We start from the raw sequence: 11617 nt of genomic DNA on the forward strand, positions 1-11617 counted from the left end.
CGCGCGGGTGGCTACCATGGCAGTCCGACCTGGGGTCCACCGAGGAGTGCTCTTGCCAGAAGAGGCCCAGCAGCTCACCGCCGCTCAGCGCCAGGAAGCGGAGGCCGCCGGCGAGGCGGCCCGGCGCCGGTCCGGCGCCGCGGCCGACGGCGGGCTGCCCTCCAAGGGCGAGGGCACCGTCGGTTCCCGTACCGCCGACGGCTCAGCGCAGACGGGCGGGCAGACGGGCGGCAAGCAACCTGGCACCACGCACAGCTCTCCGGGCCGTGGCGGCAAGAGCTCCGACAGGAGCGGAAAGGGCACCGAGAACGGCGCACGCGACCGTGTGGCGCCCGCCCGGGCCGTCTCCGGGGTATCGGGCCGCTCCGGCTCCTCCAACCGCGTACGCGCCCGCCTGGCACGCCTCGGGGTGCAGCGCTCCAGCCCGTTCAACCCCGTTCTGGAGCCGTTGCTGCGGATAGTCCGCAGCAACGACCCCAAGATCGAGTCCTCCACGCTCCGCCAGATCGAGCGCGCCTACCAGGTCGCCGAGCGCTGGCACCGCGGCCAGAAGCGCAAGAGCGGCGACCCGTACATCACCCATCCACTCGCCGTCACCACCATCCTCGCCGAGCTCGGCATGGACCCGGCGACGCTGATGGCGGGGCTGCTGCACGACACCGTCGAGGACACGGAGTACGGCCTCGACACCCTGCGCCGCGACTTCGGCGACCAGGTCGCCCTCCTCGTCGACGGCGTCACCAAGCTGGACAAGGTCAAGTTCGGCGAGGCCGCGCAGGCCGAGACGGTGCGCAAGATGGTCGTCGCCATGGCCAAGGACCCCCGTGTCCTGGTCATCAAGCTCGCCGACCGGCTGCACAACATGCGCACGATGCGCTACCTGAAGCGGTCCAAGCAGGAGCAGAAGGCCCGCGAGACGCTGGAGATCTTCGCACCGCTGGCCCACCGGCTGGGCATGAACACCATCAAATGGGAGCTGGAGGACCTCGCCTTCGCGATCCTCTACCCCAAGATGTACGACGAGATCGTGCGGCTGGTCGCCGAGCGGGCACCCAAGCGGGACGAGTACCTGGCCCTGGTCACCGACGAGGTCCAGGCCGATCTGCGCGCTGCCCGCATCAAGGCCACCGTCACCGGGCGGCCCAAGCACTACTACAGCGTCTACCAGAAGATGATCGTCCGCGGCCGGGACTTCGCGGAGATCTACGACCTGGTGGGTATCCGCGTCCTGGTGGACACCGTCCGCGACTGCTACGCGGCGCTGGGCACCGTCCACGCCCGTTGGAACCCGGTTCCCGGGCGGTTCAAGGACTACATCGCGATGCCCAAGTTCAACATGTACCAGTCGCTGCACACGACGGTCATCGGACCCGGCGGCAAGCCGGTCGAGCTGCAGATCCGCACCTTCGACATGCACCGCCGCGCCGAGTACGGCATCGCGGCGCACTGGAAGTACAAGCAGCAGGCCGTCGCCGGCGCCTCCAAGGTGCGCACCGACGTGCCCAAGAGCGCGGGCAAGGGCGGGGCCGGCGACGAAACGATCAACGACATGTCGTGGCTGCGGCAGCTGCTCGACTGGCAGAAGGAGACCGAGGACCCCGGAGAGTTCCTGGAGTCCCTGCGCTTCGACCTCTCCCGCAACGAGGTCTTCGTCTTCACCCCCAAGGGCGACGTCATAGCGCTCCCGGCGGGCGCCACCCCCGTCGACTTCGCCTACGCCGTCCACACCGAGGTCGGGCACCGCACCATCGGGGCGCGGGTCAACGGCCGCCTGGTGCCGCTGGAGTCAACCCTCGACAACGGCGACACCGTCGAGGTCTTCACCTCCAAGGCGTCCGGCGCCGGACCTTCCAGGGACTGGCTGGGCTTCGTCAAGTCACCCCGCGCCCGCAACAAGATCCGCGCCTGGTTCACCAAGGAGCGCCGCGACGAGGCCATCGAGCAGGGCAAGGACGCCATAGCGCGGGCCATGCGCAAGCAGAACCTGCCCATTCAGCGCATCCTCACCGGGGACTCGCTGGTCACCCTCGCCCACGAGATGCGCTACCCCGACATCTCCGCGCTCTACGCGGCGATCGGCGAGGGCCATGTCTCCGCGCAGAACGTCTGCCAGAAGCTGGTGCAGGCGCTCGGCGGTGAGGACGAGGCCAAGGAGGACATCGCCGAGACCGCGCCGCCCATGCCGGCCCGCAGCACGCGGCGCCGCTCCAGCGCGGACCCCGGGGTCGTCGTCAAGGGCGCGGGCTCGGACGTGTGGGTCAAGCTCGCCCGCTGCTGTACGCCGGTGCCTGGCGACCCGATCATCGGGTTCGTCACCCGCGGCAACGGCGTCTCGGTGCACCGCGCCGACTGCGTCAACGTGGACTCCCTCACCCGGGAGCCCGAGCGGATTCTGGAGGTCGAGTGGGCGCCCACCCAGTCCTCCGTCTTCCTGGTCGCCATCCAGGTCGAGGCCCTGGACCGCTCCCGCCTGCTGTCGGACGTCACCCGGGTCCTGTCCGACCAGCATGTCAACATCCTCTCGGCCGCCGTGCAGACCTCCCGCGACCGGGTCGCCATCTCCCGCTTCACCTTCGAGATGGGCGACCCCAAGCACCTCGGCCACGTACTGAAGGCAGTACGTGGCGTGGAGGGTGTGTACGACGTCTACCGCGTCACCTCGGCGCGGCGCCCCTCCTGAGGGAAGGGGCGTCCCGACCGCGCCCCGAAGGGGCGCGGGGAACTGTGCCCCCAGGGGAGCCGTTCCCCGCGCCCACAACGGGGTGCACCGTCAGCCCTGGAACTCCTGGAGGCCCTTGAGGGCCTGGTCCAAGAGGGCTTGGCGCCCGGCCAGCTCCTGCTCGAGCTTGGCGGCCTTGGCCTCATTTCCGGCCGAGCGGGCCTGCTCGATCTGGGCCTTCAGCTTGTCGACCGCGTCCTGGAGCTGACCGGCCAGCCCGGTGGCGCGGGCCCGCGCCTCGGGGTTGGTCCGGCGCCACTCGGCCTCCTCGGCCTCCTGGATGGCCCGCTCGACGGCGTGCATCCGGCCCTCGATCTTCGGCCGGGCGTCACGCGGCACATGGCCGATGGCGTCCCAGCGCTCGTTGATCGCGCGGAAAGCGCTCCGTGCGGTCTTCAGATCGGTGATCGGCAGCAGCTTCTCCGCCTCGGCGGCCAGCTCCTCCTTGCGGGCGAGGTTCTCCCGCTGTTCGCTGTCACGCTCGGCGAAGACCTCGCTGCGGGCCTGGAAGAAGACGTCCTGGGCGCCCCGGAACCGGGCCCACAGGTCGTCCTCGTGCTCGCGCTGCGCCCGGCCCGCGGCCTTCCACTCCTGCATCAGCTCGCGGTACTTGGCAGCTGTGGGGCCCCAGTCCCGCGAGTCGGAGAGCGCCTCGGCCTCCGCGACCAGCTTCTCCTTGCGCTGCCGTGCCTCTTCGCGCTGTGCGTCCAACTGCGCGAAGTGGGCCTTGCGGCGCTTGGAGAACGCGGAGCGGGCGTGCGAGAAGCGGTGCCACAGCTCGTCGTCGCTCTTGCGGTCCAGCCTCGGCAGGCCCTTCCAGGTGTCGACCAGGGCCCGCAGCCGCTCGCCCGCGGCCCGCCACTGTTCGCTCTGGGCCAGCTCCTCGGCCTCGGCGACCAGCTCCTCCTTGGCGCGGCGGGCCTCCTCGGCCTGCTGGGCCTTGCGGACCCTGCGCTCCTCACGGCGCTTCTCGACGACCTCGGTGAGGCCGTCGAGCCGGCCGCGCAGCGCGTCCAGGTCGCCCACCGCGGTGTGCGCGTCGATCTGCTCGCGCAGGTGGTCGATCGCCGCTGTGGCGTCCTTGGCCGACAGGTCGGTGGTCTTCACCCGGCGCTCAAGCAGGTCGATCTCCACGACCAGACCGTCGTACTTGCGCTTGAAGTAGGCGAGGGCTTCGTCAGGCGAGCCGGCCTGCCACGAGCCGGCGACCTTCTCGCCGTCCGCCGTACGCACGTACACAGTCCCCGCGTCGTCGACGCGGCCCCACGGGTCGCTGCTCACAGCGCCTCCTCCACAAGATGCCTGGGAGGGCTGCGGCCCCCCGGCATCGTCCACGTATCTCGTCACAGCCAACATAGGCGACCGGCGCCCGCGCTGTCCGCATCCGGCGAGCGGCGAATTGCCGGTCGGGAGCGGTTCGGCGAACGGTACCGCGCGCGGCGACGGCCGGGCACGGTCAGGACTTACGGACCGTAGCCTTGTCGATCACCACGGTGGCGTTGGGCCGCCCGTCGCCCTGGGCCTGCATCGGGGTCAGCCCGGCCTTGGCGATCTTCTTCAGCACCTTCATACCCGACGCCGAGACCTTGCCGAACGGCGTGTACTTGGGAGGGAGCTCACTGTCCTTGTAGACGAGGAAGAACTGGCTGCCGCCGGTGTCGGGGCCGCTGTTGGCCATCGCCACGGTCCCGGCCGGGTACTCGGCGCCCTTGAGGTTCTCGTCGGGCAGTTCGTAGCCGGGACCGCCGCTTCCGGTGCCGGTCGGGTCGCCGCACTGCAGCACGTAGAGCTGCTGGGGCGGGCCGGTCATCCGGTGGCAGGGCGTGTGGTCGAGGAACTTCTCGCCCGCCAGGAAGTCGAAGGAGTTGACCGTGTGCGGCGCCTTGGCGGGGTCCATGGCGATGTCGATCTCGCCGCACGTGGTGCTCAGCTCCATGGTGTAGGAGGCCGACTTGTCCACCTTCATGGCCGGCTCCTTCTTCCACTTCTTGGCCGTCGGCCTGCCCTTGGCGGGCTTGTCGCAGGGGTCCGGGGCCTTGCTGGTGGGAGGGGCCGAGGGCTGCTCGGCCGGGCCTTCGGCGTCGTCCTTCTTGTCGCCGTTGAGCCCGCCGGAGGCGGCGTAGGCCCCTCCGGCGGCCAGGACGATCACCAGGCCGAGGGCGATGGAGATATTGCGTATGCGGGCCTTGCGGCGGGCCGCTTCCCGCCGCTTGAGCTGCCGCTCGTACTTCTGCCGGGCGAGCTGCTTTCTGCGCTGCTCACTGCTGACCACGGTCTCGTCTCCTTCGAGGCGTCTGGCGAGGCGTCTTCAAGGCGTCGCACCTGCGGGCCTCACGTACCGTATACGCGACCCTCACGGGCTCGCCCCGCCCGTTACGGGTTCGCCGCGCGCGGACCTGCGCCGGTAGGCTGGCAGCTGCCTGACCGGCGACGGGCCTGCTCGGCCGTGTCGCCGCCCCCGCTGTCGGACGAATGAAGGACGATCGTGCTCGTTGCCGGGTTCCCCGCCGGGGCCTGGGGGACCAACTGTTATCTGGTCGCCCCCGCCGCCGGCGAGGAGTGCGTGATCATCGATCCGGGCCACCAGGCCGCGCAGGGTGTCGAGGAGGTCGTCGCCAAGCACCGGCTGAAGCCGGTCGCGGTGGTCCTCACCCACGGGCACCTCGATCACGTCGCCTCCGTCGTCCCGGTCTGCGGCTCGCACGACGTGCCCGCCTGGATCCACCCGGACGACCGCTACATGATGAGCGACCCGGAGAAGGCGCTGGGAATGACCATCGGGCAGCAGCTGATGGGCGAGCTGACGGTGGGCGAGCCGGACGACGTCCAAGAGCTCTCCGACGGCGCCGTGCTGAACCTGGCGGGGCTGGAGCTGACCGTCGCGCACGCGCCGGGCCATACCAAGGGGTCGGTGACCTTCAGGATGCCCGAACAGGCGGACGTGCCACCCGTGCTGTTCTCCGGCGACCTGCTGTTCCCCGGCTCCATCGGACGCACTGATCTGCCCGGCGGCGACCCGGACGAGATCCTCCGGTCCCTGGCGCGTGTGTGCCTTCCGCTGGAGGACGAGACCGTGGTCCTGCCCGGGCACATGCACCAGACGACCATCGGCCGCGAGCGTGCCACCAATCCCTTTCTGCGACAGGTGGCGGAGCACGGCCCGGGAGGCGGGGGCACGGACGCTGCCGCCACCCCGCGACGAGGAATGTGACGAGAAGCCACGTGAGCACCTTCAAGGCCCCCAAGGGCACCTACGATCTGCTGCCGCCCGACTCCGCGACGTATCTCGCCGTGCGCGAGGCGATCGCAGCGCCGCTGCGCAGGTCCGGCTACGGCTATGTTGAGACCCCCGGGTTCGAGAGCGTCGAGCTGTTCGCGCGCGGTGTCGGTGAGTCCACCGACATCGTGACCAAGGAGATGTACACCCTCACCACCAAGGGCGGCGACGAGCTGGCCCTGCGCCCCGAGGGCACCGCCTCGGTGCTGCGCGCCGCACTGGAGGCCAACCTCCACAAGGCGGGCAACCTCCCGGTGAAGCTGTGGTATTCGGGTTCGTACTACCGCTACGAGCGCCCCCAGAAGGGCCGCTACCGGCACTTCTCGCAGGTGGGCGCCGAGGCGCTGGGCACCGAGGACCCGACGCTGGACGCCGAGCTGATCATCCTGGCGTACGACGCCTACCGCACGCTGGGGCTGACCGGCTTCCGGCTGCTGCTCAACTCGCTGGGCGACCGCACCTGCCGCCCCGTCTACCGGGCCGCGCTCCAGGACTTCCTGCGCGGGCTCGACCTGGACGAGGACACCCGGGCCAGGATCGAGATCAACCCGCTGCGCGTCCTGGACGACAAACGCGAGAGCGTCCAGCGGCAGTTGGCCGGCGCTCCGATGATGCGCGACCACCTGTGCGAGGAGTGCAAAGCCTTCCACGAGGAGGTGCGCGCGCTGCTCACCGAGGCGGACGTGCCCTTCGAGGACGACCCGCGGCTGGTGCGCGGCCTGGACTACTACACGCGTACCACTTTCGAGTTCGTCCACGACGGCCTCGGCTCGCAGTCGGCCATCGGCGGCGGCGGCCGGTACGACGGCCTCTCCGAGATGATCGGCGGTCCCGCACTGCCGTCCGTCGGCTGGGCGCTGGGCGTGGACCGCACGGTGCTGGCGCTGGAGGCCGAGGGGGTCGGGCTCGAACTGGCGCCGCCCACCGAGCTGTTCGCCGTACCGATCGGTGACGAGGCGCGTCGGCGGCTGTTCCGCCTGGTCACCGAGTTGCGCCGGGAAGGCGTGGCGGCGGACATGGCGTACGGCGGCAAGGGCATGAAGAACGCCATGAAGTCGGCCAACCGTTCAGGCGCCCGGTTCGCGCTGCTGCTCGGGGAGCGGGATCTGGCCGAGGGTGTGGCCCAGCTCAAGGACCTCGCCAGCGGCGAGCAGACGGCCCTCGCACTCGATCGTGTGGTGGCCGAAGTGCGGGCCAAGCTGCGGTGACCGCGCGGCCGGTTGGGGCAGAATGTGCCCCGGTACCGGCCATGGACCAGATGACGGGACGTAAAGGGCTATGACGACGATGGCACCCCTCGACGAGGCGCACACGGGCGTGGACGGACCGAAGGGGGGTGCCGTCGGCGCGAGCAGGGGCTTCGCCTGGATGCTCATCGTCACCGGCGCCGCCGGACTGCTCGCGGCCTGGGTCATCACGCTGGACAAGTTCAAGCTCCTGGAGGACAAGAACTTCAAGCCTGCGTGCAGCATCAACCCCGTCGTCTCCTGCGGCAACATCATGCAGAGCGACCAGGCTGCGGCCTTCGGCGTGCCCAACCCGATGATCGGGCTGGTGGCTTACGGCATCGTGATCTGTGTCGGGGTGACCCTGCTCACCCGCGCGACCTTCCCGCGCTGGTACTGGCTCACCTTCAACGCGGGCTGTCTGTTCGGCGTCGGCTTCGTGACCTGGCTCCAGTACGAGTCGCTGTACACCATCGGGAACCTGTGCCTGTGGTGCTCGCTGGCCTGGGTCGCGACGATCATCATGTTCTGGTACATCACAGCGCACAACGTCCGCAACCGCTTCCTGCCCGCCCCTGCCGCCGTACGCGGCTTCGCCGACGAGTTCCCGTGGGTGATCCCGGTACTGCACATCGGGGTGATCGGCATTCTGATCCTGACCCGCTGGTGGGACTTCTGGACCAGCTGAGTCGCGGGCCGCGGGCGGCGCGGTTGTCGGAGCCCTGACTTAGGGTTTCCGGTGTGGAGCCCGATCTTTTCACCGCAGCAGCAGAGGACCGCCAGGCCAAGGACCCGTCCGCCAGCCCGCTGGCCGTCCGGATGCGGCCGCGCACTCTGGACGAGGTGGTGGGGCAGCAGCATCTGCTGCGCCCCGGCTCGCCGCTGCGCCGTCTGGTGGGGGAGGGCGGCGGCGGTCCGGCCGGAACGTCCTCGGTGATGCTGTGGGGACCGCCAGGCACCGGCAAGACGACCCTCGCGTACGTCGTCAGCCAGGCCACCGACAAGCGGTTCGTCGAACTGTCGGCCATCACCGCCGGGGTCAAGGAGGTGCGCAGCGTCATCGACGGCGCCCGCCGCGCCTCCGGCGCCTACGGCAAGGACACCGTCCTCTTCCTCGACGAGATCCACCGCTTCAGCAAGGCCCAGCAGGACTCCCTGCTGCCCGCCGTGGAGAACCGCTGGGTCACGCTGATCGCGGCCACCACCGAGAACCCGTACTTCTCGGTGATCTCGCCGCTGCTCTCCCGCTCCCTGCTGCTGACGCTGGAGCCGTTGACCGACGACGACCTCCGCGGTCTGCTGCGCCGCGCGGTGGCCGACGAGCGCGGCCTCGCCGCAGAGGTGACGCTGCCCGAGGACTCCGAGGACCATCTGCTGCGGATCGCGGGCGGCGACGCGCGGCGCGCGCTGACGGCGCTGGAGGCGGGCGCCGGGGCAGCGCTCGCCAAGGGCGAGAGTGCCATCTCGCTGGCCACCGTCGAGGAGGCCGTCGACCGCGCGGCCGTGAAATACGACCGCGCCGGAGACCAGCACTACGACGTGGCCAGCGCGCTGATCAAGTCCATCCGGGGCTCGGATGTGGACGCCGCGCTTCACTACCTGGCGCGGATGATCGAGGCCGGCGAGGACCCGAGATTCATCGCGCGGCGCCTGATGATCTCCGCCAGCGAGGACATCGGGCTCGCCGATCCGACCGCGCTGCAGACCGCCGTGGCCGCAGCGCAGGCCGTCGCGATGATCGGCTTTCCCGAAGCGCGGATCACCCTCGGCCAGGCCACGGTGGCGCTCGCGCTGGCGCCCAAGTCGAACGCGGCGTATCTCGCCATCGACGCGGCGCTGGCGGACGTACGGGCCGGGCTCGCCGGGCCCGTACCGCCGCACCTGCGGGACAGCCACTACAAGGGGTCGCAGAAGCTGGGGCACGGGCAGGGGTATCAGTACCCGCACGACCTTCCCGGGGGGATCGCCGCCCAGCAGTACGCGCCGGATGCGGTGCACGGGCGCCGCTATTACGAGCCCACCCGTTATGGGGCCGAGGCGCGGTATGCGGACATCGCCGACCGTGTGCGGTCCCGCCTGCGCGGCGAGGCGGACTGATCTTGATCCGGTGAGGGGGCGCCCCTTGCTGCCCGTTGCGGACTGCGGGTGCGGTGTGGTTGCTCGCGCAGTTCCCCGCGCCCCTTGCGGGGCGCATTCCTCCCTAACCGCCCGCGGCGAACAAGGTGTGCATCGCACGCCGCAGTTCCGGGACCGTGCTGACGGGCTCCGCGAAGTCGAAGCGGACGTCCATGCACGGTCCCGTACCGCTCCATCCCCGCACGCGGAGCCCGAAGCGGTCGAGCGCCAGTGGGACGGCTCGCTCCCAGCCCTGGCAGGCACACAGCCCGCGCACCTGCTCCTGATGCGCGGCGGCCAGGTGCTGCAGCAGCTCCGCCTCATGGGCGGCGAGCGGGTCAGGAAGGGCGGCGGCGAAGGCGTCGGGTTCCACGGGCTCCTCGCCCCACAGGTCGTCGACGTGGGCCTCGCCGACCTCCAGCCGCAGCATCCGCCGGGAGGTTCCGGCGACGGGCGCCGAGGGGGCGGCTTCGGCGAGCAGCCGGGCGCAGGCGGCGCGGTCGTCACCGCGTACGGGGGTGAGCCAGCCGGCGACCCAGGCGCGGCCCCGCACCCGGTGCGGTACGGAGACCGGCGCCACATCCGTGATCTCCATCACCGCGGCGAGGTCGTCGTCGTGCGCGTAGGAACTCACGCGTGCTTCCAGCGAGTCCGCGGGGACCAGCAACAGGACGTCTCCGTCGGGGGTCACGGTGCGGGCCTCGGGTACGCCTGAGCCCGGTTCCCGCAGGTCGGGCTCGGCCCCGGGAATGGTCAGCAGGGCGGATACGCTGGATTGCGCGAGGGTTCGTACACGTTCGGCGGCGGTTGGCCGCCGGTCGTCTTCCACGGGACGCGGCTGTTCCTCCTCGGCGTCGGTGCCAGGCAGGGAAATCCCAGGTCGAAACATACGTGCTCCTCGGCTAAGGTAAGGCTCACCTAACTTACACGGAGGTCCGTTCAACGTGAACCAGTCGCGTCCCAAGGTCAAGAAGTCGCGTGCCCTGGGCGTCGCGCTGACCCCGAAGGCCGTCAAGTACTTCGAACAGCGCCCGTACCCGCCCGGGGAGCACGGCCGGGGCCGCAAGCAGAACAGTGACTACAAGGTCCGTCTGCTGGAGAAGCAGCGCCTGCGCGCGCAGTACGACATCAGCGAGAGCCAGATGCGCCGCGCCTACGAGCGCGCCCGCAAGACCGGCCAGAAGACGGGCGAGGCCCTGGTCGTCGAGCTGGAGCGGCGGCTGGACGCGCTCGTGCTGCGCTCCGGTCTGGCCCGCACGATCTACCAGGCCCGCCAGATGGTGGTGCACGGCCACATCGCGGTCAACGACCGGAAGGTCGACAAGCCGTCCTTCCGCGTCCGTCCCGACGACGTGGTGATGGTCCGCGAGCGCAGCCGCGACAAGTACCCCTTCCAGGTCGCCCGTGAGGGTGGCTACGCGGGCGAGGGGGAGACCCCCCGCTACCTCCAGGTCAACCTGCAGGCGCTCGCCTTCCGCCTGGACCGGGACCCCAACCGCAAGGAGATCCCGGTGATCTGCGACGAGCAACTGGTCGTCGAGTACTACGCCCGCTGACGCAGCACTTCGGATCAGCCCCGCAGGCCCGCCTGCCCACGCCGCATCCCGGCAAGGGCACGGCGGGCTGCGGCGTTCCCGGCGAGCGCCTCTGCGCCCAGGCGGCGCCGCGCCACTGCCGGACGGCGCCGCGCCACTGCCGGACTGCGGTGCGCCGCCCCCTAATGCGGTACGGAGCGAGCGGCCCGGCGCGATAAGGTCGATACCTCGTACGCCGCCGCGGTCGGCCCCCGGCGAGCGGCGGCCGACCCCCATGACCATCAAGGGAAGCGGTGCAGCGTGTCCGGTGGAGAAGTGGCCGGCCTCCTCGTGGCCGTCTTCTGGGCGATTCTGGTGTCGTTCCTCGCCGTTGTGCTGGTGAGGCTCGCGCAGACGCTCAAGGCGGCGACCAAGCTGGTGACAGGCGTGACGGAACAGGCGGTCCCCCTCCTGGGAGAGGCATCGGCGACCGTCCGTTCCGCGCAGACCCAGCTCGACCGCGTCGACGCCATCGCGACGGATGTCCAGGAGGTCACCTCCAACGCCTCCGCGCTCTCCTCCACCGTCTCGACCGCCTTCGGTGGCCCGCTCGTCAAGGTCGCGGCCTTCGGCTACGGCGTACGGCGGGCGCTGGGGCGGAAGGAGGCGCCTGAGGGCCGGAGCCGTGGTGGCCGCAAGGTCGTCGTCAGCCGCACCGTGCCCGCGGCGCGCCGCGGCGGCCGCAAGCGTGGAAGGGGCTGAGCGC

10 protein-coding genes are annotated in these 11617 nt (G+C 70.7%); 7 read left to right on the top strand and 3 right to left on the bottom strand.

What is annotated here, in order from left to right:
• The first annotated feature begins 52 nt into the window (after window positions 1-52).
• Window positions 53-2680, top strand: coding sequence for a RelA/SpoT family protein (locus JW592_RS27350; protein WP_209267911.1), 2628 nt, complete (start codon window positions 53-55; stop codon window positions 2678-2680).
• Between the two features lie 90 nt (window positions 2681-2770).
• Here JW592_RS27350 and JW592_RS27355 read toward each other — a convergent pair whose 3' ends face one another.
• Window positions 2771-4000 (bottom strand): DUF349 domain-containing protein, encoded by a 1230-nt coding sequence (locus JW592_RS27355; RefSeq protein ID WP_209267912.1) that lies wholly within the window; start codon window positions 3998-4000, stop codon window positions 2771-2773.
• 175 nt (window positions 4001-4175) lie between these two features.
• Window positions 4176-4991, bottom strand: a complete 816-nt coding sequence (locus JW592_RS27360; protein ID WP_209267913.1) for a peptidylprolyl isomerase — start codon at window positions 4989-4991, stop codon at window positions 4176-4178.
• A 213-nt stretch (window positions 4992-5204) separates the two neighbouring features.
• Here JW592_RS27360 and JW592_RS27365 point away from each other — a divergent pair, with 213 nt between their 5' ends.
• From JW592_RS27365 to JW592_RS27380, 4 genes are all read left to right on the top strand, one after another.
• A complete protein-coding gene (locus tag JW592_RS27365) occupies window positions 5205-5930 on the top strand; it encodes an MBL fold metallo-hydrolase (protein WP_209267914.1) in 726 nt (241 codons plus the stop codon).
• Between the two features lie 11 nt (window positions 5931-5941).
• Window positions 5942-7204 carry a histidine--tRNA ligase gene (hisS, locus tag JW592_RS27370; RefSeq protein WP_209267915.1) on the top strand — a complete coding sequence of 421 codons (1263 nt, stop codon included), beginning with the start codon at window positions 5942-5944 and terminating at the stop codon, window positions 7202-7204.
• Between the two features lie 79 nt (window positions 7205-7283).
• On the top strand, window positions 7284-7910 hold the full coding sequence (locus tag JW592_RS27375; protein ID WP_372446585.1) for a vitamin K epoxide reductase family protein: 627 nt from the start codon (window positions 7284-7286) through the stop codon (window positions 7908-7910).
• Window positions 7911-7963: 53 nt separating this feature from the next.
• Window positions 7964-9319 carry a replication-associated recombination protein A gene (locus JW592_RS27380; RefSeq protein ID WP_209267917.1) on the top strand — a complete coding sequence of 452 codons (1356 nt, stop codon included), beginning with the start codon at window positions 7964-7966 and terminating at the stop codon, window positions 9317-9319.
• A 103-nt stretch (window positions 9320-9422) separates the two neighbouring features.
• On the opposite strand, the gene JW592_RS27385 is transcribed toward JW592_RS27380, so the two are convergent.
• On the bottom strand, window positions 9423-10226 hold the full coding sequence (locus JW592_RS27385) for a DUF2470 domain-containing protein (RefSeq protein ID WP_209267918.1): 804 nt from the start codon (window positions 10224-10226) through the stop codon (window positions 9423-9425).
• Window positions 10227-10281: 55 nt separating this feature from the next.
• On the opposite strand from JW592_RS27385, the gene rpsD reads away from it, so the two are divergent.
• Both rpsD and JW592_RS27395 read left to right on the top strand, forming a co-directional pair.
• Entirely contained in the window at window positions 10282-10893 is a 612-nt protein-coding gene (rpsD, locus tag JW592_RS27390; protein WP_209267919.1) for a 30S ribosomal protein S4, read from the top strand.
• A gap of 294 nt (window positions 10894-11187) precedes the next feature.
• Window positions 11188-11613 (top strand): DUF948 domain-containing protein, encoded by a 426-nt coding sequence (locus tag JW592_RS27395; RefSeq protein ID WP_209267947.1) that lies wholly within the window; start codon window positions 11188-11190, stop codon window positions 11611-11613.
• Window positions 11614-11617 lie beyond the last annotated feature (4 nt).

The sequence above is a fragment of the Streptomyces spirodelae genome, assembly GCF_017676385.1.
GTDB lineage: Bacteria > Actinomycetota > Actinomycetes > Streptomycetales > Streptomycetaceae > Streptomyces > Streptomyces spirodelae.